Source organism: Borreliella bavariensis PBi, assembly GCF_000196215.1.
GTDB lineage: Bacteria > Spirochaetota > Spirochaetia > Borreliales > Borreliaceae > Borreliella > Borreliella garinii.
In genome coordinates, this window is sequence record NC_006156.1 from 825,676 (window position 1) to 846,377 (window position 20,702).

Annotated in this window: 13 protein-coding genes and 1 pseudogene; 12 read left to right on the top strand and 2 right to left on the bottom strand. The window is 27.3% G+C overall.

Annotation, left to right across the window (positions count from 1 at the left end; genetic code table 11):
- Window positions 1-2 precede the first annotated feature (2 nt).
- From pth to BG_RS03980, 5 genes are all read left to right on the top strand, one after another.
- Entirely contained in the window at window positions 3-569 is a 567-nt protein-coding gene (gene pth / locus BG_RS03960; protein ID WP_044007936.1) for an aminoacyl-tRNA hydrolase, read from the top strand.
- Complete coding sequence (tilS, locus tag BG_RS03965; RefSeq protein WP_011194080.1) at window positions 569-1,891, top strand: tRNA lysidine(34) synthetase TilS; 1,323 nt, start codon at window positions 569-571, stop codon at window positions 1,889-1,891. The genes pth and tilS overlap by 1 nt, the downstream gene beginning before the upstream one ends.
- A complete protein-coding gene (gene ftsH / locus BG_RS03970) occupies window positions 1,888-3,807 on the top strand; it encodes an ATP-dependent zinc metalloprotease FtsH (protein WP_011194081.1) in 1,920 nt (639 codons plus the stop codon). The genes tilS and ftsH overlap by 4 nt, the downstream gene beginning before the upstream one ends.
- 12 nt (window positions 3,808-3,819) lie before the next feature.
- Window positions 3,820-5,301 (top strand): hypothetical protein, encoded by a 1,482-nt coding sequence (locus BG_RS03975; protein ID WP_011194082.1) that lies wholly within the window; start codon window positions 3,820-3,822, stop codon window positions 5,299-5,301.
- 107 nt (window positions 5,302-5,408) lie between these two features.
- On the top strand, window positions 5,409-6,512 hold the full coding sequence (locus BG_RS03980; RefSeq protein WP_011194083.1) for a thymidine kinase: 1,104 nt from the start codon (window positions 5,409-5,411) through the stop codon (window positions 6,510-6,512).
- On the opposite strand, the gene BG_RS03985 is transcribed toward BG_RS03980, so the two are convergent.
- Entirely contained in the window at window positions 6,509-7,138 is a 630-nt protein-coding gene (locus BG_RS03985; protein WP_011194085.1) for a DUF8513 domain-containing protein, read from the bottom strand. The two genes, BG_RS03980 and BG_RS03985, sit on opposite strands and share 4 nt — an antisense overlap.
- Before the next feature lie 13 nt (window positions 7,139-7,151).
- Window positions 7,152-7,760 carry a dTMP kinase gene (tmk, locus tag BG_RS03990; RefSeq protein ID WP_011194086.1) on the bottom strand — a complete coding sequence of 203 codons (609 nt, stop codon included), beginning with the start codon at window positions 7,758-7,760 and terminating at the stop codon, window positions 7,152-7,154.
- Between the two features lie 105 nt (window positions 7,761-7,865).
- Between tmk and BG_RS03995 the strand changes: the two genes are divergently transcribed.
- The 7 genes and pseudogenes from BG_RS03995 (at window position 7,866) to nusA (ending at window position 20,700) form a co-directional block, all read left to right on the top strand.
- Entirely contained in the window at window positions 7,866-12,266 is a 4,401-nt protein-coding gene (locus tag BG_RS03995) for a translocation/assembly module TamB domain-containing protein (protein ID WP_011194087.1), read from the top strand.
- A 17-nt stretch (window positions 12,267-12,283) separates the two neighbouring features.
- Complete coding sequence (gene bamA, locus BG_RS04000; protein WP_011194088.1) at window positions 12,284-14,749, top strand: outer membrane protein assembly factor BamA; 2,466 nt, start codon at window positions 12,284-12,286, stop codon at window positions 14,747-14,749.
- 21 nt (window positions 14,750-14,770) lie between these two features.
- Window positions 14,771-15,304 (top strand): OmpH family outer membrane protein, encoded by a 534-nt coding sequence (locus BG_RS04005; RefSeq protein WP_011194089.1) that lies wholly within the window; start codon window positions 14,771-14,773, stop codon window positions 15,302-15,304.
- Window positions 15,305-15,493: 189 nt separating this feature from the next.
- The gene (gene mutS / locus BG_RS04010) at window positions 15,494-18,082 is read left to right on the top strand and encodes a DNA mismatch repair protein MutS (RefSeq protein ID WP_011194090.1); all 2,589 of its coding nucleotides are present in this window, start codon (window positions 15,494-15,496) and stop codon (window positions 18,080-18,082) included.
- Between the two features lies 1 nt (window position 18,083).
- Window positions 18,084-18,700 (top strand): annotated as a pseudogene (locus BG_RS04015) (type I phosphoribosyltransferase).
- Between the two features lie 94 nt (window positions 18,701-18,794).
- Window positions 18,795-19,238 (top strand): ribosome maturation factor RimP, encoded by a 444-nt coding sequence (gene rimP, locus BG_RS04020; protein WP_373584398.1) that lies wholly within the window; start codon window positions 18,795-18,797, stop codon window positions 19,236-19,238.
- A 13-nt stretch (window positions 19,239-19,251) separates the two neighbouring features.
- The gene (nusA, locus tag BG_RS04025) at window positions 19,252-20,700 is read left to right on the top strand and encodes a transcription termination factor NusA (RefSeq protein WP_011194093.1); all 1,449 of its coding nucleotides are present in this window, start codon (window positions 19,252-19,254) and stop codon (window positions 20,698-20,700) included.
- The last annotated feature ends 2 nt before the right edge of the window (window positions 20,701-20,702 follow it).

Consider the following 20,702-nt stretch of genomic DNA (forward strand, 5'->3'; position numbering starts at 1 on the left):
TTATGGGGTTGTTGATACTTGGATTAGGAAACCCTGGATTAGAATTTTCTTTAACTAGGCATAATGTCGGCTTTTCTCTTTTAGATAGAATTATTTCTAAGAATGGCCTTTTTTTAAAGAGAAAAAAAAAATATGAATATTCAGAGATGAGAATGATTTCTGGAAGAGTAATTTTGGTTAAGCCATTGACTTATATGAATCTAAGCGGATCTTTATTTCCTTCAATATTTTCAGATTTTTATATGTGTATAAAGAATTTATTAGTGGTTCTCGACAATGTTGATCTTCCCTTGGGGAAATGCAGGCTTAAAGAGCGAGGTGGTGCATCTACTCATAATGGCCTTAAGTCAATTTCAAGTATTCTTGGAAGCTCTAATTACAGTAGGCTTTATATTGGAGTTGGAAGCAATGTTATGCGAGATATAAAGAGTTTTGTTCTTTCTAGATTTTGCAAGGACGAAATAGATAGGCTTGAGAAATTATATGATTTTTTAAGTGATGAGTTAATTGATATTAGCGAGGCAAATTTTAAAAATAAGGTTCAAAAAATCAATTCTAGTAATTTTTAATGCATTTTTTAGACGATAATATACAAATTAAAATAGATAAATTTTATAAAAAAAATTCTTTAAATAAAAATCGGGTTATTGTTGCTTTTTCTGGAGGGGCCGATTCCACAACCTTATTATTGAACTTAAAGTATTATTTGAGCAATAATATTGTTGCATTTTATTTTGCTCATTTTATTAGAACTGACAATGAGCAAAATAAAGAGATAGAGCATGTAAAGGGGTTTTGTGATCTTTACAATATTGCTTTACAAGTAAAAAAATGTGATATAGATATAAAAAGTGAGTCAGTTAGGTTAGGAGTATCTATTGAAGAACTTGCAAGGAAATGTAGATATAATGCTTTAGAAAATGCTCTTAAAGAAAATGATGCAAATTATATTGCGCTTGCTCATAACGAGAACGATCAAATTGAGACAATAATTATGAGATTTTTTCAAGGATCTTTTTTGGATGGTCTTTCAGGTATTCCTGGTGTCAATAAAAATATTATAAGACCTTTGCTCGAGGTTTCAAGACTAGAAATTGAAAATTTTTTATCTTTAAATAATATTAGTTTTTTTGTTGATAGTACAAATGCTCAAGATTTATATCTAAGAAATAGGGTTAGAAATAATTTACTACCTTCTATAGAGAAGATTTTTAAAGGGTATCAAAAATGTCTTAAAAGAATATCTGAATTTTCAAAGGAATTTGTAGATTATTTTGAAAAAGATGAATTTTTCCCCGTTGAGAAAGGTAAATACTATTATTCTTTTGATTTGAAAACTTTTTTAAATTTTCCCAAATATTTGGTGTTTAGATTAATTTTTAAAATTTTAAATTCAGAGGGAATTGTAGCTAAAGTTTCCTATAAAGCTCTTAATGAAGCATTTAAAGTAGAGATTAATAGAAAGAAAAATAATGTTTTATTAAAAACCAATGATTTTTTTTTAGAAAAGAGGCATAATAAAATTAATTTAATTTTTAAAAGGGATGAAAAATTTTATAAACCTTTTGATTTTATTTTAGAAGTTGGTAAATGGCATAGTTTATCTTTAGGTAAGATTTTGCTAAAATGTTTAGAGTGCAATACATCTTCTGTATCAAGGTTAAAATGTTGTTCTTATGAGTTTAGATATAAATTTTTTAAGGATAGGTTTAAAGCAAAAAAATTTTTTTCTAAGTTTATAAGGTGTAATCCGATTTATTTAATGTTATTGGCATTAGATAATAGGTTAATTGGAATTATTGATTTAAATACTTTAAACTTAGTATGGAGTGAAAAAAGCATTCTTAAAAAAATTAGTATATCTTTGATTGGAGGGCTTTTAAAGGAATGAATGGCAATAATAATATGAATAATAATGGCAAATCTAATAATAAAAAGAAGAATAAAAATTGGATTTTAGGATTTGTTGTTATTTTTTTAATTTCAGCAATATTTATGTCATATTTTATAAGGGGAGGGGAAAGCTATAAAAATGTTCCTTATAGCACTTTTCAGAATTATTTGGACAATGGCCTAGTTGAGTCTGTAGTAATAATTGATAAAAATTTGATTCAATTCGTTGTTAAGGGTTCTAACTTTGCAAAATCTTATTTTTCTACCAGTATCCCTTATCTTGATATAAATCTGCTTGCAGAATTAAAAAATAAAAAAGTTGAGCTTAGCTCAGGGAAAAGTCAAGCTTCTTTGATTGGGGTTTTATTACAAACTTTACCATGGATTTTATTTTTTATTTTCTTTTTCTTTATATTTCGTCAAACCCAAGGTGGTGGTGGAAAAGTTTTTACCTTTGGGAAGAGCAATGCTCAAAAGTATGAGGCTGGAAAGAATAAAATCACCTTTAAAGATGTTGCCGGCCAAGAAGAGGTTAAGCAAGAGCTTCGTGAAGTTGTTGAATTTCTTAAAAATCCCAAAAAATTTGAAAAAATAGGTGCAAAAATTCCCAAAGGAGTGCTTTTAGTTGGCTCTCCGGGCACTGGTAAGACTTTGCTTGCCAAAGCCGTTGCTGGAGAGGCTGGGGTTAGTTTTTTTCACATGTCAGGTTCAGATTTTGTTGAAATGTTTGTTGGAGTTGGAGCAAGTCGTGTTAGAGATTTATTTGATAATGCTAGGAAAAATTCTCCATGCATTATTTTTATTGATGAGCTTGATGCTGTTGGTCGAAGTCGTGGAGCAGGGCTTGGTGGCGGGCATGACGAAAGAGAACAAACTCTTAATCAACTATTGGTTGAAATGGATGGATTTGGAACGCATGTTAATGTAATCGTTATGGCTGCTACAAATCGTCCTGATGTTCTTGACTCTGCTTTGCTTAGGCCTGGACGATTTGATAGGCAAGTAACAGTTTCTTTGCCTGATATTAAGGAAAGAGAGGCGATATTAAATATTCATTCTTCAAAAACAAAGCTTTCAAAAGATATTAATTTACAGGTAATAGCAAGAGCTACTCCTGGGGCTAGTGGCGCTGATCTTGCAAATTTAATTAATGAAGGAGCCTTAATAGCTGCAAGGAATAATCAAGATGAAATTTTAATGAAGGATATGGAAGAGGCTAGAGATAAAATATTGATGGGAGTTGCAAAAAAATCTATGACTATTACTGATAGGCAAAAGCTTGAGACGGCGTATCATGAGGCAGGTCATGCTTTGCTTCACTATTATCTTAAACACGCCGATCCACTTCATAAGGTTACCATTATTCCAAGAGGCAGAGCACTTGGCGTTGCATTTTCGCTTCCAAGGGAAGATAGGCTTTCAATAAATAAGCACCAAATTCTTGATAAAATAAAGATATGTTATGGTGGTTATGCTAGTGAGCAAATAAATTTAGGTGTTACAACAGCGGGCGTTCAAAATGATTTAATGCAAGCTACTAGCTTAGCTAAAAAAATGGTTACAGAGTGGGGTATGGGTGAAGAAGTTGGGCCAATATTTCTAGTAGATGATGAAGCACCCATTTTTCTTCCAAAAGAGTTTTCAAAGGCTAAGGCTTATTCTGAGAACACTGCCGATAAAGTTGACAGAGAGGTAAAAAGAATACTTGAAGAATGTTTAAAAGAGGCATCAGATATTCTTGTAAAGCATAAGGATCAACTTGTTAAGCTTGCAAAAGAACTTGTTTTGAAGGAAACTTTGACAGACAAAGAAGTGAGAGAACTTTTAGGTTTTGAAGTTAGTAAAGATGAATGCGATTTATTTGTAGTAGAGTCTATTGCAAAAGAAGTAGAGGGGGAAGATAAAAAAGGTTAGGGGTAAACGCTTATGTTTTATTTAAAGATGGGCTTAATACTTTTTATTTCTATAAACCTATGTGCAGTTTTAATTAAAGAAGATGAAGATATTTCAAGTATTCTTTTCAATGAGTCTAAAAATTTTTCTAATTTTCAAAAAGGAAAAGATTTAATTTATGGATCCCTCGATTTCAACTTGCTATCTTCAGACTCTCTTTATGAGCTTGCATTAAAAGAGGATATTGCCTTAATAGATAAAATTTATTTATTAAAAGAAGCAATTAATATTAATAACTTTAAAGTGGCGACTCCTAAAGAAATATACACTTATTATTTTGCGTTGATTTTAAGGCAAAATAATAATAAAAATATGTATAAAGAAATTATTACTTTGTATGGGAACTTAAATGAAGAATTACAAATAGATAAAGATTTAATTTGCATGAGACTTGAAGCTTCTGGAAGACTTGAAAGTTTTGGAGATGATTTTAAAAAAATTTTATTTAAAGCTTTTTCCTTATATGGTAATGATTTTTTATTTTTTAAGTGGTTTTTAAAAGAAGATAAGTTTTTTTTTAGCATTTTTAATACCATTAGATCAAAAGAAGATTTTTTCTTTACAACCGAAAATATTAATTATATATTTAGAAATTCAGATTTTAATTATGACAATTCTGTTTCTTTATTTTCTTTCCTTAAGGGTAAAATTAAAGAATTTAATGGAATTCATGGCATTTATTTTTTAAAATACAAGCTTTTAGATCCCGTTGAAGCCTATATGGTTTTTAAAAAATTTCCTCCTAAGACAATAAATGAATATAAAATGTTTTATGATCTTTTAGAGGATCCTGACATGAAGATTAAATTTTTAGAGGATTATAAAAGGTTGTCAGGAATTTATTGTATTGATAATAAAAATAATATTGCCATACTAAAAGATGGAGTTTTAGTAGGTATTTTTTCAGGAATATTAGATTCTGGTAACAAATTTAGTTTAAATAACAGCTATTTTAATAAAATTTATTTTAAAGACAAGTCTCCAGTTTATTATGAGAATGGCTTGCTTGGCTATAAAATAAATTATTCTGTTTACCCTTACGTTGATATGATTGAGGTTCAATATCCTGATAAAAGGGATGTTTATACTTTCGCTCCACATTCTTTTAAGTGTAATCTTTTAAACAATTTGGGTTACAATTTTAATAGTCTTGGGATCAAGGAGTTGTTCTTGATTAACATCAAAGATTTTTTTCTACCTACTGCTTTAAATTTATTTTTTGAAAAAATTTCTGTTTTAGATATTAGATCAAGCTTAATAAGTAAAAAAAAATATTTTGGATTTAATTTAGTAGAAATTAAAAATTATATAGTTGGAAGTTTGGTTTCAATTTATAGAAAAGTTAATGGTTCTAAAAAATTTAATTATATTGAGATTTATGAGCAGGATAAATTAAAAATAAAGAAAGCTTTATTAGATGATGATTGTTTTGAAAGTTATCATTCTTTTGAATGATGGCTTTAATAGAATCCTCAATTATTAATTTTTAGGTTTTTAATGTTAATGTTTTTTGCTATTCTTTATTTGTATAATTGAATTTGAATTTACTTCAGGGAGGATTTTTGGGCTTTTGTTTAGACTTTGCTAATAAAGAAGATGCTAAATTAAGTAACATTGTGTCTATTAGCCATTTTGATTTTAAAGTAAAAATAAATTTAATTCTTGTAGTTGGACCTATGGGAAGTGGGAAAACAGAATATGCGGCAAAAATCTATAAAGATTCGCTTATTGTAAGAAAAAAATCTTTCAAGGTGTTGGGTAATGTTATTAAAGGAAATAGGAGTAGGGTTAATGTATTTTTTATTAGAAATTTTTTTGACAAGAGGAGGTTTCAGGATTATCCAGAAAATGTAATACCATATAGAGGTGGTGGAAAAGATAAAATTGATGAGATTGGTTTTGCCAGCAACTCTTTTGATATTGAAAACTTAATAGCCTCTAATCCTAGTTGTGGTACTTTTATTATTGATGAGGCGTGTTTTTATGATGAGCGTTTAATTTTTGTTTTAAATAAAATTTCGTTAAATGAGAATATTTTATTTATATTACCCACATTGCTTTATAATTTTAGAAAGGAATCTTTTAATGATACTGCTAGACTTTTGGTAGAATATTCAGATAAAATTTATAAGCTCGGAGCTTATTGTGAGCACATTGATTGCATGGAAGAATCTTTTTTTTCGTATAGGTATTATTTTTACAACAACAAAGAAATCCCAGCTCCTTATTTTGATCCTTTGTTTATTGTTGGTGGTGATAAAGGGATTGAATCTGCTGTTTATCCAAATTATGCTACAAGATGTTCAATGCACCATTATCTTGTGGGTAAAGAATATTTTTTTTCTTTTTTAAAGCCATTTGCCTTGTTGTATTCACAAGGAGATAAGAAATTCCTTGAAAATGAAATTGTAGCTTTAAGCACTGATGTTGAAAATTCTAATTTTGTAAATTCTTTAGATAATGAAAAAGCATGTGAATTAAGAGCTGAAATTTTAAGAAATATTTTAGAATTACCCTTTTTAGCGGAAAGAGCGTTAATAACTCTTTTCTCAGAATATAGTATCTTGAGTAAAGATAATTTTAAAGATCTTGTTTTTAAGTTTTCTTTAAATAAGGATTATATAAATAAAATTTTTTTTTCCAAAGAAGGTAAAGAATTTTTTTAATAATAGTTTGAACTTTTTTCAAAAAATGCTTTGGTTTCGTCAATTCTCAGCAATTCTTTTTTAATAATGTCATAGTAATCAAACTCTTTAAGAGAAATTTTATTATATTCGTTTTCCCAGTTTGTTATTCCATCGTTTTCTAGTTTAACAGATTTGTAATTTTCAAGTTTTTTATGATATTTTAGCGCCTCATTGTAGTAGTTAATAGCCATTTTATATAATTTTTTTGATTTTTCTAGATTGAGAATAATTCCATTTTTTTCTGGAGTTTTGAAAAAATATAAATTTCTTGTATCAAATAAATCTCCCAAATATAAATTTTGCTTAACTAGGAGCAGATTTACATGCATTTTGAAAAGAAGTTTATATTTTTCCCACTGCTCTTTTGTTTCTATTTTAGTTAGTGAGTATTTTGGATTTCCAAATGGATATTTCAAGGCTTTTTGAAGAAAAAATATATTTTTTTTGTAGTTTTCAGGTTTTTTTTTCATTTGAGCATTAAAGATTACATACCATTGTTCTGCATAATAAAATTTGGACGATGCATTTATTTTTGCAACTGATATCAAAAGAAGTAAAACTAAATTTATTTTGAAAGTGACACTTTTAAAAATATAATTAAGCATATGATTAATTATATTAGAATTTTATTAGATTAAAAATTTTTTTTGCGGTTTCATCTAAATTATCTTTTATTGAATTGTTAATGTAAATCACATTAATTTTTTTTTCTAGTTCTTTAAATATTTTTAAATACTTAAGAGCAATTTGTTCAAAAGTTTTATATTTTTCAAGTTCAAAAAGATCACTTTGTGTTCTATTTTTTTGAATCCTTTCATAAGCTATGTTTGGATCTGTTTTAATAAAAAATACTTTTTCAGGTAATGGAAAATTTTTATTTAATTCATATCCCAAATTTCCTTGATAGGCGATTGATGAGAATAAATAGCGATCAGTTATTATTTTTTTGGTTTTTGTGTTTAAAATTTCTAGTATTCCACCTTTTTTATATAAATGATCGTGTCGATCTGCTGCATAAAGATATGCAAATGTAGATTCTTTTAAAGGATTTTTAAAATTCATTAGTTGCTCTTTTATCATTTTTCCAATTATTCCGTTTGACGGCTCTTTTGTGAAATAATACCTTGATTCATCGTTGCAAAGAGTTTTTAGTTTATTAGAAATACTTGTTTTTCCGCTTCCATCAATTCCTTCTATGCAATAAAAGTTTTTTAATATTTTGATCACAAATATTTTTTCTTCCTTTCTTTTGATGCCAATAATTAGGTTATTGATAATTATTATATAATAATAATTATCAATATATAAGTGTATATAAGTGTATATAAGTGTATGAATTTGGGGTTTTTGAGAAATAAGACATTTTTATTGTTTACTCTACCATTTTTTGTTTTTGTTTTAATAATTTTTTCCATTAATCTATTTGTTCAAATTCAAATTTATTCTGCAAAGTTTTTTGTTGTAAAATATCTTGAATCCAAATTTGGCTTTAGGATTAAATATGATAAAATTTCACCGTATTTTTTATCATCCATTAAAATAGATGGTTTGGAACTAAGCTTATATGGAAAAGATAAAATCTTAATGGATGTTGTTAGGGTAGATTTAAATCTGTTTAAATTAATTTTAGGCGATGAAAATATTATTTTAAATGTTTATGTTAAAGGTAGTAATTTAAATTTTGATATAAACGATTTTAGTATATCGAATGATTTAAATTCTAGCAGTGCCTACGACAATGAAAATGTAATTTTAAATAAAATTATAAACTATCTTTACAGATTAAATATTAATTTAGAAAATATCAATATTAATATTAAGCTTAATAAGAATAATAGTTGGTTGAATTTTAAAGTTAAAAATTTTTCCTTAAGCACCGTAGATGAAGATTTTTTATTTAGCTCTGTAGTTGATTTTAGTGCTGTTAAAAATTTAGAAATTAATTTACCGTCTGAAAGAGTTGATGATGGAATTTTAGATTCAACTTTCTATTTTGAGGGGAAATTCAAAAAAGGCTTTGAGGATGGTTATGTTAATTTTAGTTTTTTTGAGTTTAAAACAAAATATTTTTCTTTGCTTGAGCAAGGATTCCAAATAAATTATTCAAAAGGAAATTTAAAAATTTTTAATTTACGAAGAGAGAATTTTGATTTTAATTTAAGTTATGACAAAGCCAATGGTTTTATTCGATTAGATGCTTTATTTTTTAATGTTAATCTTTTAGATTGGATTAACTTAAATGAAGACTTTGAAGTTTATAAAGATTATTTTGATATAAGTTTAAATGGTCAGTTGGCATTTTCTTATGATTTTAAAGATAAAGATTTAAGATATGCAGGAATAATAGATTCTTCTTTAAATGTAGATACTATAGGCAAAGAAATTCAAGGCTTACAACTTGAAATCAAAGGGGATGATAGCATTGTAAGTGTTAAGAATGCTATTTTAAAGCTTAAAAGGGGAGTTGTAACCTATAAAGGTTATTATTCTTTAAAAGACTTGCTTCCAATAGGGCGTCTTAACTTTAAGTCTTCAAAAATTTTAAACTTTAATGACCTAAATGGATATTTAGATTTCAAGAAAGATAAAAATATTTTTTCAGTTAATTCTGATAATTTTAGTCTTGGGAATCTTAATTTTCAAAATTTAAGTTTAAAAACTTATTTTCTAAAGGATAAAATTTTTATTGACTATTTGATTTATTTGGAAAATAAAAATTCTCAAATTTCTTTAAAAGGCGATCTTAAAGATGAGGAATTTGCTTTTAATTTAGGTATTAAAGAGCTTCCTTTGCTTTTTTTAAAAGAAGTTATTCCTAGTTCTTACTTAATAAATTTTTTTCCCAGGACTTTATTGTCGGGCAAATATTTAAATTTAGTTTCTGATTTTAATTTAAATAAATTTGATTATCATAAAAATAGATTAAAAACATTCAATTTCATGGTATTTTCAAAGTTAGATAATTTCAATTTTATATTTGATGCTAGTGGAGAAAAAAATTTTTACAAATCAAACAACTTTGAGTTGCAGTACAATGATCACAATTTGCATTCCAGTTTGTTTATTGAGCTATTTGAAAGTGGATTTAATATTAGCACGAATTTTTCTTATTTGGATAAAAATTATCCTTTACATTTTAATGTCAATCTTAAAAACAAGCTTATTATTGCCGAATCTCCTCTTGGCATCAAATTCAATTTAAATTATTTTGATCCTAAAATAATTTATGCCCTTAATGTTAATGGTTTTAAGGTTTGCAATAAAACTTCTGATCTTTTGATAAATATAAATTTTAATGGGAGCTATTTAGGTCTTAATGATGATTTAAAATTTAAAATAGATAAGTTTAATATAGTAAAAGCCTCTAAAATACCCTCTTATAATTTTAATTTTGGCTTTAAGGGTTTATATGAATATGATAAATTGCACATTTTCGATGTTAGGCTTGTAAACAAGCTTTCAAATTTGCAAGGATATGGACAATTTAATTTAAAAGATAATCTTAATGGAAGTTTGAATCTATTTTCCAGCTTAAATTCAGAACGATATTTTTTAGGTATTAATTCCGATGAATATGGTAGTTATTTTTTGCTTAAATTCCAAGACTTAGATTTTTACAATTTTAATTCTTTGTCCCTTTTAGAGGGAAAGGTTAATGGTAATTTTTTGCTAAATTTTAAAAAGAATGATTTAAAAAATTATTCTTTGAGTGGATATCTTGAGGCCGATAAGTTAACTTTATTGGGCATACCTGTACAGCTTTCTTTAAATTTGGGATTATTAGATAATAAACTTAACATATATGACATAAAAGCCAAGCGCAATAAAAAAGAGTTTCTCACTGGTAGTCTAAGGTATGATTTAAGCAGTTCTATAGGTGTATCTAATATGGTTTTTAGTAGCAACTTGTTTTCTTATAAGTTTAATGCAAATTTTAGAAACTTTGAAAGTAGAGATGAAGAGCGATTTGGAGTTTTGAAAACCAAAATAGAAGGTGAATTCTCCTTTAGAGATATTAAATATAAAGATGAGTTTTTATCCAATCTTACTGTTGAATTTAGTAATGATTTTGAAAAATTTAACATGACTTCAATTGATTATGATCTTATTAATGTTTTATACCATTATAGCAGTGGAGAATATAGCTTTATTTTAAAAGATTATTTACCTCTTAGTTTTAATTCGTCAGGCAAAATAATTAAGAATAAAATTCTTGGGAATGTCAGAGATATTAAATTTGATTCAAAAATAATCACTAAAGATTTTTTAGACTCACATTCTTTATTTAATATTGACAATCATTTTATTCTTTATGATCTTGTTTTAAATGGTGAATTTGATATTGATGGGGATTTATATAATCCTAATATTAATGGAATTTTAAATATTCAAAAAGGGTTAGTAAGTACTGAGTATTTAAGAGCTTCTAGAAAGTTTGGTGGTGATAGGGCTTTAGAAATATTTGATATGCCAGTTGAAATTCAGGATAATAAAATCATTTTTAGTAATGAGTTTAACCTAGATAGATACTCTAAAGTTTTTGTTTCTACTAGCTTAAATTTAAATTTTTTAAGTGATACTATTATTGATTATTACAAAATAGATATTAGTGTGACTGGCAGAACAGGAGTTCCTATTAAGTTTGACAAAATTGCTTTAAGCTTTACAGGTTATGCTTTAGGCAATTTTTCAATTGAAGGGAATGCCGATGAAATTATGTTTAAAGGAATTTTAAATATTTCAAATGCTTGGGTTTATTCTCTTGAAGGTTCTATTGTTAATTTATTAGTAAATCCCTTTAAGCAAACAAAAAGAGTGCAAACAGTTGATGTTAATGTCAGGGATTTTGATATTTTGACTGATCTTGAAATAAATTTTGACAGCGGTGTTACTTTTCATTGGCCAGATAGTAATATTTCGTTTTTACAAGCTACTATTTCAAGAGGGGATAAGCTTTTAATAAAATCTGATACAAAAACCGATGATTTTATTCTTAAAGGAGATTTGAACATTGCAAGTGGTTTCGTTAATTATAATAATAAAAAATTTATCTTTAAAAGTGGCGCTTATATATCTTTTAATGAGAGCAGAGCTAAATTTGATCCATGGATAAAGGCTGAGGCTACAAATACTATTAAAGATAGAAATGATAAACTGCTTGTTACAATAAGTATTGATAGTCCTTTAAGTTTATGGAAAATCGAGTTTATGTCTTATCCTTCTAGAACTGAACAGGAGATTAAATATTTACTCTCAGGCTCAACAATGGGTGAGGCTGAGGGGGGATTGCGATCGGCAGGGACTAATGCTGCCGAAATGGCAATTGGGATAGTAAGTGACATTGCTCTTGATTTTTTAATTCAACCCATTGAAGATTATATGCGTTCTGTATTAAACTTAGATTTGTTGAGTATAAAGACAGATATATTAAAGAATTCTATTAATAGTAATTTTTTTAAAATTGGGAATCCTACTTTTGTTGATGTTCTTGACAATACAAGTGTTAAGGTTGGGAAATATCTTGTTGAGGGTGTTTTTATTAGTGGGGGCTTTGGTTTTCTAAAAGAGCAAATGACTCCTTTTTCAAAGGATTTAAATTTTGTTATTAATTTGGGCATTGAGTTTGATTCTCCATTTTTCTTGGTTAATTATGAGTTTGATTACAATTTTATGAAAAAAGGTTTAGATGGGATAGGAAATAATATAGGTATTTCTTGGAAATTTAAATATTAAATTGTTAAGAGGTTAAGATGGGTTCAATTAGAGGTTTGGTTTTTATAAGTTTTTTAATGGTTTTTGCGGTTTTTAGTTTTGGTCAAGTTGAAAATTACAAAGGGAAAGTAATAAAGGCTATTAATTTTGAAGGCCTTAAGAATAAGAAAGAGATGGATTTTATTAATATTTTGAAACCTTATATTGGTATGGCATATTCTAATGAAATTTTTGATAAATTGCAAATTGATCTTTATTCTCTTGATTATTTTTCTGGGCTTATTAAGCCTATATTTAAAATAGATGGTGAGGATCTTTTTATCACATTTATTGTAAAAGAAAAATCTTTAGTTAATTCTGTTGTTTTTTCTGATAGTAGTAGAGTTTTTTGGAATAGTGAACTTGTCGAAAAGGTAAATATTAAGACTAATGAGCCTTTTAATCTTGCAAGTGTTAATAAAGGTATTGACAAGCTTGAAGAGATGTATAAAAATATGGGATATTTTGAGGTTTCTGCAAATTTTGAAATTAAAGAAGAAGGAAATTTAGTTGATATTATTTTTAATATAGCAGCCGGACCTAAATATATTATTAAAGGAATTGATTTTGAGGGAAATTTAAGCTTTAAAAGTAGCACTTTGAGAAAATCTTTAGCATCAAGAGTAGTATCTCTTTTCTCAGATGGTAAATATTTAAAAAGTAATATTGATAAGGATAAGCGGCAATTAGAGTCTTTTTATAAAAATAATGGGTATATTGATATTAAGATTATAAATAGCACTGTTGATATTAAAGATTCTCTTAAAGATTCTCAAAGGTTAGAAAAGGAAGTTTTTTTGAAATATTTTATTTCAGAAGGCAATGTTTTTAAATTTGGAAAGCTTGAAATTTTTGGCAATTCGGTTTTTAGCTTAGAAGAATTAAAAAGTTTTATTACCTTTAGGGAAGGTGATATTTTTAATAATTCTAAATTTGAGCAGGATTTTACCAAAATTAAGGAAAGTTACTTTAAGGAAGGGTATATTTTTACAGAAATTATTCCTTCACAAAAGATAAGAGGGGAGTTTGTTGATTTTTTAATTAAAATTTCAGAAAAGGATAAAGCTCATATTGAATCTATTACTGTTTCTAAAAATAAAAATACAGCTTCGCATGTAATACTTAGGGAGATTCCTCTTCAAGAGGGAGATGTTTTTAGTTTGGATAAGTTTAAGATCGGCATGGTTAATTTACAGCAGCTTGGTTATTTTTCAAACGTAATCCCCGATATTGTTCCAAGTAATACGGAAGGGCTTATGAAAATAAATTTAAACATTGAGGAGCGAGCAACAAGTAATTTTGGATTTGGTATGAATTTTGGAGGCAATTCAAATTCTTCCTTTCCATTCTCAATATTTGGGCAATGGGAGCTTTCTAATTTTTTGAGCGAAGGATATTATTTTGCTGCAAGGTTAAATTTATCTTTTTTAGAGCAAAGTCTTAGTTTGACATTTAGAGATAATTGGTTTTTTCAAAAAAGATGGACTGTGGGTGGATTTGTAGACTTTTCACATTCTGTTAATACTGCTTATCAAGATATTAATGGGCCTATTTTTTCTGGTAAAAGGGAAGTTCCTGATCCATTTACAAGTTGGGAAGAATATCGAGATGCTAAAAGCTTTTCCGATTTTAATGCGATGAATTATTCTTTGCTTAAACTTAGTTTTGGAGGGTTTACAGGGTATACTTTTTCTAATTATCTTGGCAAACAAACTATTCTTGGCACTTTGCAAACCGCTTTAAAATATGTTTTTTATGATAATGAGGTTAACAGACCTTCAAATTATTATTTAAGAGATAATTACAAAACTTTGAGATTTGAAAATTCTCTTAGTTTGAGCGCAGCTTGGGATACAAGAAATTCTACTTCTTTATCTAATAATGGATTTTTGCTTAAACAGCAGTTTGATTTTTTCGGCGGATTTTTATTTGGCCAGAGTCATTTTGTTAAATCTGCTACAACCTTTGAGAGATATTTTTCTCTCTTAGGGTATGAGGACGTGTTTACTCCTTATTTTGATATTATTTTAACCCTAAGGAGCGTCTATTCAAATATACTTCCTCCTCTTGGTAATGGTTTTGAAATTGAAATTCAACCCCATCATCACATAGTCCTTAGTGAAAATTTTATGCAGGCTAGAGGTTGGGGGATTTTGAAAAATATTTACAGTTCCTTTGTAAATACTGTGCAAATATCTATTCCTTTGTTAAAAAATATTTTAGTTTGGGATGTTTTTTTTATAGATTTTGCTTCCTATTCTTTAGAAGGGCAAGAAAATTCTTTATTTAGACCTTTTAGTAGTTTTGCTTTTAGCTGGGGAACTGGAATCAGAAGTCTTTTGCCTCAGTTACCACTGTCTTTTGTAATAGCTTATCCTTTTTATTTTGATAATGATACAGTTAACAGTTATTACAAATATTTTTCTGGATTTAAATTTTTCTTAGGAATTGAGATGAGATATTGATATAATACTATGGAGAAATTTGTGTTTTTTTTGATTTTACCATTGTTTTTTTTATTATCTTTTAATGTTTTTTCGATAGATGTTATTAAAATAGGCATTGTTGATTTTGATAGAATTGTGATTGAAGTTTTAAATCCTCAATTGAAAGCTAATCTTGATCAAATAAAAAATCGCTATCAAGAACAAATAAATACATTAAATTTAGAGCTTAAGAATTTGAGACAGTTGTATGATAAATCGATTGCTGATAATGATTTAGACAATGCAAGATCTTTTGGAAACCAGTATAATTTGAAAGTTGATGAGCTAAAAAGATTGTCTAGTTTGGCAAAGAATAATTTAGAACAGCAAAGATTGGCTAATATTAATAGTTTAAACAATAATAGTGAATCTTTAAGTAAAATACTTCATGGTATTCAATATGTTGCAGAGATTAATGGATTTTCTTTAATTATGAAAAAAAATAATCCATATATTCTTTATCATAACAGCACGGTTGATATAACTGATAGTGTTGTTAAGTATCTTTTGGAAAAGGATAATAAAAATCCTTAAGACTTCCCTTTTAAAGTGTTGCTTTTTTTTCAAGCTGCAATTAGATTAAAAAATTTTTTAACTAGATTATGTATAATTGCATAAAAATATTACTTTTATAGTCTTTTTCTCATTTTATATTCTTTCTTTTTAATTGAATTATATTTATTTTATAATATCAATTATAATTCAATATTATTTAGGAAGCATATGGAAAAAAATATTACCCCAATGATGAGGCAGTACTTAGATATCAAAAAAAAATATAAAGATGCTATCATTTTTTTCAGAGTAGGAAGTTTTTATGAAATGTTTTTTGACGATGCAATTGAGGCAAGTAAGCTTCTTAATTTAACATTGACAAAAAGAGAAAATGTTCCAATGTGTGGAGTACCTTACCATACTAGTAAGGAGTATATAAGAAAATTAATTTTATTTGATAAAAAAGTTGCAATTTGTGAGCAAGCGTCTAATCTTACTTCCACGGGGCCTTTAGAAAGAGAAGTTGTTGAGGTAATAACCCCAGGTGTCATTGTTGATGAAGATTTTTTAAATGATGATGTTAATAACTATTTAGTTGCTATTAGTGATTATAAAAATTATTATTCGTTTTCTTATATAGATTTATCTACTTCTAGTCTTGGAGTAATGTTTTATGAGAATAGCTTTTTTGAAAAACTTAAAAGGGATCTTGAGAAATACTCCCCTAAAGAGATAATAGTTTCTGAAAACTTTTATTATCAATACTTGCATAAGCTTAATCTTAGTCGGTTTTTAATTAACAGGGTTCCTGCTTGGCATCTTGATAAGGATATTGCAATAAAAACAATAAAGGAGCATTTTAACATACTTGGATTAAGTTCTCTTGGATTTGATGAGGAGAAACCTTACTACATTTCAATTTTTCTCATTATAAATCATATAAAAAATAATTTAAAAAATTTATTAAGTAATATTGATAAAATAGATATTAATAATGATTCTTCTTATATGTTTCTTGATGATGTAACTCAAGTGAATCTTGAACTTGTAAAAAATAATAATGATTTTTCTTCTCAATATTCATTATATTCTGTTTTAAATGATTGCAAAACTGCAATGGGAAAGAGGCTTTTGCGAGAATTTATTTTAAATCCAATTTTAAATATTTCTGAAATTAATACTAGATTAGATCATGTTGAATTTTTTTACAAAAATATTAGCTTAACTATGACCTTAAGAGAAGCTTTTATTAATATATGGGATATTGAGAGAATAATATCTAGAATTCAGATGAAAAGATATATTAAAAAAGATTTTTTATTTATTGAAAAAGCCCTTTCTGTATTTTTTTTGGTAAAAAAGTTATTTGACAAGCATAATTTTGATTATTGGAATTTTGATAAGTTTGAAGAGGACAGTGTTTCTAAAGTTTATTTTTTGATAAATAGTGCAATTTCAGATTCATCTGATGAGCTTATTAAAAGAGGTTATGATTTAAAGCTTGATAATTTAAAAGATTTGAAGATTAATGCAAATAAATATATTGATGAATATCTTGAATCAGAGAGAATACTTAGCAAAATCAATAATCTAAAGATTAGAAAAACTAATAATAGGGGATTGTTTTTTGAGGTTACAAAGAGTAATTATTCTCAAGTGCCATCGCATTTTATGGAAAGTCAAACCTTAAGTTCTTCAAAAAGATATAAAACAGAAAAACTTATTTCTCTTGAAGTGGATATTAATAATGCTGAAGACAGTGTGGTTGCTTTTGAGCAGGAAATTTTTGATGAAATAGCAGCAAATGTTGTTAAGCACAATAAAGTTCTTAAGAAGGTTGCAGAATTTTTTGCATATATTGATTTAGTTGTTAATTTTGGTTATTTAGCAAAAAAAAATGAATATAAAAGACCCGTGTTGACAAGTGATAAAGAAATTTTTCTTGACAAGTCTCGACATCCTGTTGTTGAACATTACGTGAAAAATGCCGAAATCTTTACTGAAAATTTTGTAAGGATTAATAAGGAAAGGCATTTTTGCTTAATTACTGGTCCTAATATGGCAGGCAAATCAACTTATTTGCGTCAAGTGGCTTTAATTACTTTGATGGCACATATAGGTTCTTTTGTCCCAGCTTCTAAGGCTTTAATAGGAATTACAGATAAAATTTTTTGCAGAATTGGAGCAAGTGATAATCTTGCTAAAGGGGAATCCACTTTTTTGGTTGAAATGAACGAAACAGCTAATATTTTGAGAAATGCAACGGAAAAGAGTTTGATAATTATGGATGAAGTTGGAAGAGGTACTAGTACAAATGATGGGCTTGCTATTGCTTATTCTATTATAGAATATATTTTAGAGTATATTAAAGCTAGAAGTTTGTTTGCCACACATTTTCATGAACTGTCGGCTATTAATCATAAAGCTTTTATTAATCTTTCAATGAAAATTGAAAAGCAAGGCAATGATCTTGTTTTCTTAAGAGAAATTGAAGAAAAACCATCTCTTAATTCTTATGGGATTTATGTTGCTCGAATAGCAGGACTTCCTTTAAAAGTAATAGATAGAGCTAATGCTATTCTAGAAAGTTTGTTAAGTCGAAAGGGTAGTTCTTTTTTAGAATTTCTTCCTTATATTTCTTCTGACAGCAATGATAAAGAGGCCTTGAAAAATGATACTGATGTTAATGTTAAATTAAATGAGTATTTAGAGTTAAAAAATTTTATTTCTAATATAGATATTAATAATATTACTCCTTTTCAATCAATTGAGCTATTAAATCAAATTGTTTTAAAAGTTATCTCTCAGTCCAGTTAGTATGAGCTATTTAAATGTTCTAAAGAGTGTATTTTGCCTTTTTGTGTTTTTTGTAGGAAAAGATATGTATCTTCTAATGCTCTTTGTGACCAATGTAAGTCACTTTTTAATTTTAAAATTAAATGTGATGAGAATTTAATTTATTTTTTTGAATATAAAGAGCATTATAAATCTCTAATTTTGTCTTATAAGAGAGATGGTCAAAAATCAATTGGTAGATTTTTAGCAAGTGGAATTGCTAAATGTTTAAGCAATATTGATTTTGATCAAATAGTAACTGTTCCTTGTAGCTTTAAAAGAAAATTATTTTATGGTTTTGATCACATAGAATGTATTGGTATTTTATTAAACCGCTTAGGTTTTAATTATGTAAATATTTTTTCAAGAAAATATGGGAAAAGCCAGAAGTTAATGAGAGGTACCTTTAGATTTAGAAATCTTGAAAATAAAATTAAATTAAGATTAAAGTATAAAAATTTTGAATTTAAAAAGATTGTTTTACTTGATGATATTGTTACCACAGGAACATCTATGCGTATTTGTTAAGACTTTATTATACAATTTGGAGCTCATAAAGTTATAAGGCTTTTTTTGGCTAAATCTTATGATTTGGTTTAATGTTGACATTATTTTTTCTAAGTGTTAACCTTGATTTAAGGTTTAGTTATGTATTTAATAAGGTTCTTTTAAAAGAACCTTATTATTTTTAGGAATGTATTTGATTAAATGTTTTGACAAAAATAATGAAGTTTATAATTTGATAAAAAATTTAACAGAACGTTTAAATATTGAAATATTAGAAGTTAATATTTTTAGAAATAAAAATGGTGGAAAAATTCAAATAGTTCTTTATAGTAAAGATTTTTCTTTAGGTATTGATTTGCTGACTGATTTACATAAGATGATTTTATTAATTTTGGAAGCAAGTCTTGAATATAGTTTTACTTTGGAACTTTCTACACCAGGAATAGACAGAAGAATAAAAAGTGATAGAGAGTTCCAAATTTTTGAAGGTAAAAAGATTAAGTTAATGTTAGACAATGAATTTGAAGAGGGTTTTATATTAGAATCGAAATCAAAAAGTTTTATTTTTAAAACAGAAAGCAAAGAATTAAATGTTTCTTATAGCGATGTTAAGAAGGCCAGATTAGTTTAAGGAGGAACTTTGGATGATAAAGGGCACGGGACATATGATTGTAAGTATTGCAAATGATCGCAGTATGAGTATAGAGTCTATTAGAAAAACAATTAAAGAATCAGTTTTGATAGCTTATAAAAAGTACTTTGGAAGCAATGAGAATGCTTTTGTTAAGTTTGATGATAATACGGGAGATTTAGTTGTTTATGCAAAAAAGAAAATTGTAGAAGAGGTGAAAGATTCTTTACTTGAAATATTAGAAAAAGATATCTCAAAGGAAAATATTGTAGAAGGTGATTATGCTTATATTGAAATTAATCCCAAGGTTTTTGATAGGCTTTCTATTCAGGTTGCAAAACAAAGAACCAAAAATGATTTGCAAGGAATTGAGGATAATGAGATTTTATCAGAATTTAAAAGTAAGTTAAATAAGGTTGTTATTGGATATGTTCAACAAAATAGAAATGGCGATCTTTATGTCAATCTTGGCAATACGGATGGCATAATACCTAAGAAGTATCAGTCGCCAAGAGAGGTTTATAGCCTTAATGATAAGATTAGAGTTTTGGTTTATAATGTCAAAAAGGGTAAAAATGGTATTGAAGTTATTCTTTCTAGGACTCATCCAAAGTTTATTGAAGAGCTTTTAGCACTTGAAATTCCTGAAATTGAAGAAGGTATTATTAAAATTCATAAAATAGTTCGTGATCCGGGGTACAGAATTAAAGTTGCTGTTTATTCTGAAAAAGAAGAGATTGATCCTGTTGGTCCTTGTATAGGACAAAAAGGAGTTAGAATTCAATCTATAATTAAGGAACTTGAAGGAGAAAAAATTGATATTATCCCTTACAGTAAAGACATTAAAGAATTCATAAAGGATTCTTTGACTCCTGCTAAAATAGATCATGTCTATATTCTTGACGAGGATTTACATAAGGCTTTAGTAGTTGTTAGCGATGATCAACTTTCCCTTGCTATAGGTAAAATGGGGCAAAATGTCAGACTTGCTAATAGACTTCTTGACTGGGCTATTGATGTTAAAACTAGCAGTCAATTTGCAGAAATGAAAGCTAATTCGGAGTTTAAGCAAGAAACACTCGAAATGTTTGATAAAGTTATGCAAGATGTTGTTGAAGAGGAACAATTTGAGGATATCAGCAAAATAAGTGATCTTAAATTACTTGATTCTTCTGTGATTTCTAATTTATCAAAAGAGGGACTTGATGATATTAACAATTTTTTACAGGCAGATGAGGAAGTGCTTTTTAATCTTGGAGTAAGCTATGAAAAGCAAGAAGAAATTAACAAAATATTAAAAGAGGGAATGATAATAATTGCTAATGAAAATGATGAGTCTATGGAAAAGGTAGAAGAAGATCAAGAACTTCTTTGTCCTGAATGTGGCGTTGTTATTAATGAAAATATGACCTCCTGTCCGGGGTGTAAAATAGGGCTTAGCTTTGAGTTTGAGGAGGAGTAAGT

Coding starts and splice junctions, on each gene's coding strand:
- pth (WP_044007936.1), top strand. CDS start 3: ATGGGGTTGTTGATACTTGGATTAGGAAACCCTGGATTAGAATTTTCT.
- tilS (WP_011194080.1), top strand. CDS start 569: ATGCATTTTTTAGACGATAATATACAAATTAAAATAGATAAATTTTAT.
- ftsH (WP_011194081.1), top strand. CDS start 1,888: ATGAATGGCAATAATAATATGAATAATAATGGCAAATCTAATAATAAA.
- BG_RS03975 (WP_011194082.1), top strand. CDS start 3,820: ATGTTTTATTTAAAGATGGGCTTAATACTTTTTATTTCTATAAACCTA.
- BG_RS03985 (WP_011194085.1), bottom strand. CDS start 7,138: ATGCTTAATTATATTTTTAAAAGTGTCACTTTCAAAATAAATTTAGTT.
- BG_RS03995 (WP_011194087.1), top strand. CDS start 7,866: ATGAATTTGGGGTTTTTGAGAAATAAGACATTTTTATTGTTTACTCTA.
- bamA (WP_011194088.1), top strand. CDS start 12,284: ATGGGTTCAATTAGAGGTTTGGTTTTTATAAGTTTTTTAATGGTTTTT.
- mutS (WP_011194090.1), top strand. CDS start 15,494: ATGGAAAAAAATATTACCCCAATGATGAGGCAGTACTTAGATATCAAA.
- rimP (WP_373584398.1), top strand. CDS start 18,795: ATGTATTTGATTAAATGTTTTGACAAAAATAATGAAGTTTATAATTTG.
- nusA (WP_011194093.1), top strand. CDS start 19,252: ATGATAAAGGGCACGGGACATATGATTGTAAGTATTGCAAATGATCGC.